The organism is Vibrio sp. 1CM7H (assembly GCF_023161645.1).
GTDB lineage: Bacteria > Pseudomonadota > Gammaproteobacteria > Enterobacterales > Vibrionaceae > Vibrio > Vibrio diabolicus.
In genome coordinates, this window is the sequence record NZ_JALNTV010000025.1 from 1 (window position 1) to 1,825 (window position 1,825).

1 protein-coding gene is annotated in these 1,825 nt (G+C 42.8%); it reads right to left on the reverse strand.

Annotation, left to right across the window (positions count from 1 at the left end):
• Positions 1 to 984: 984 nt before the first annotated feature.
• Positions 985 to 1,825: NotI family restriction endonuclease (locus tag MSG33_RS23450; protein ID WP_140319285.1), on the reverse strand; the 841-nt coding region annotated here is incomplete at its 5' end.

Below are 1,825 nucleotides of genomic sequence, written 5' to 3' on the forward strand. Positions count from 1 at the left end.
CTCATAATCGATTGGTCATGTGTTCAAGTCACATAGGGGCCACCATTATTCCTTAAGGCTTATGGAGAAATCCGTAAGCCTTTTTTCGTTCTGGTCCGGTCTATATCCTGTCCGCAATTACTTCCGGTAAGCTCTGGTCCATTAGGTCAGCCGAAAGACTCCACGATGTCACCACAGAATCACACTTCCCCTATCAGAGTGATATCCACCATCGGAACCTTCTCTCATCTGTACAGCACGAATCACAGCAGATACATACCACTTAACACTAGACCGGAACCCCAGAAAAACTCCGCACCTGAACCAACAAAAATATAACCAACATCCTGTCCATTAGCTGAAGTTATTAATATAGGTATGGGATGGATAGCTAGTTCAGTGACGGGAAGGACACCCATGTTCCTAAAACTCTCAGAACTAGCCAGTCAGGAAAAAACAGCATTCAATGATGACCGATTACCCTCAGTGGTAATCGGTCTATTATCTCGTAAGTGATTTAGGTCAGTAATCAGCAGAACTCAACCACAGCACCAGAAACAGCAGCTAATCACAGGACTGGTATTCATACTGGAACCGGAAAAACCAACGGCACACCGGATTACAGCGCGAATCTGCTATGAGTTAGGGCTACGAGTTGGGTTAGTCGAATAGGATGTGAATCTAGCTGGTTACTGTCGGGATTGTCACGGCTGTCAGAACCGTCGGCGCTGTCGTGACCGTCGCAACTGTCAGGACAACAGGGGAAATACATCTACTGCCGCCGCCGTCGGGAGAAATGCACAACTCAAATAATCCTAAAATCGCAGCTAAAGACCGGATAGAGACCGGACCGACGACGCCGTCGCCAAAGTTACTGGAACTACATCGTGCAGGAAGTTAGGCAGGATAAGCCTTAGAGAGAGATTACAGGGCCAGTCTGGTGTGACCGACCCAGCGATCTAGGATTTTAGTTGGAGGGATGGGGTGCCAGATAGATATTGTTTTTTAGATAGTAAACAATGTTGTCGCACTTAGTTTTGATTCGAGTTTAACTATTATATCCTCAAGTTCTATCTTTGCTTCGCTTTCTAAACCTAAGCATTTACTTATACCTTCCACATCCGTACTTTTTCGCTCGTATAGTTCAATTCGGTAATCATTTCCGGACATTACGTTTTTATAAGAGTGAAAATGCAACGAGTCACCATTTAAGGCATTGTCAGATATATGTCCGAATGAAAACTCTCTTTTCATATAATCCAATAGATGATTTTGAACCACCAAAACAAGATGCTTATTCAGATGTTCAAATGTTTCTAGCTTATGGTGCATTTGGACTAATATAGTTTTAGCAGTCATTTTCCAATTCATGCCAAATGGTCTTGAAGACTCAATATCTGCCAAGTCTACTGGTATGCCCATAGAGTTTGCGAAACGCTGTCTGAATGGCCAAACTGTTCCTGTTGTATCTAAAGTCTGAAGTTCGATACCTACGAAGTCTTTAACTTTTCCATGGCGGACCGATACCAAGAAGTAATCGACGTTACCTCCTGGAATTCCTACTTCAGGGATAATGTGTAACTCATTTCCTGGCTCGTGAGTGTTCAACAAGTGAATGCAATCAGTAAATATTTGCTTTCTCTCTAATAAGCGATGGGGGCAAATGATTACATTATCTTGAGCTTTTCCATAAGTTACAGAGCATGTTCCAATTGTTTGTTCTGGTTGGCTTTTTCTGCTTTTAACGCATTTACGTTGTAAATAGCTACATTGTTGCTCATTTAGTAGCATGCTCCAGTTGAGCTCTTTGGATACAGAGCTACCGTATAACTCCGCTACACCTTTT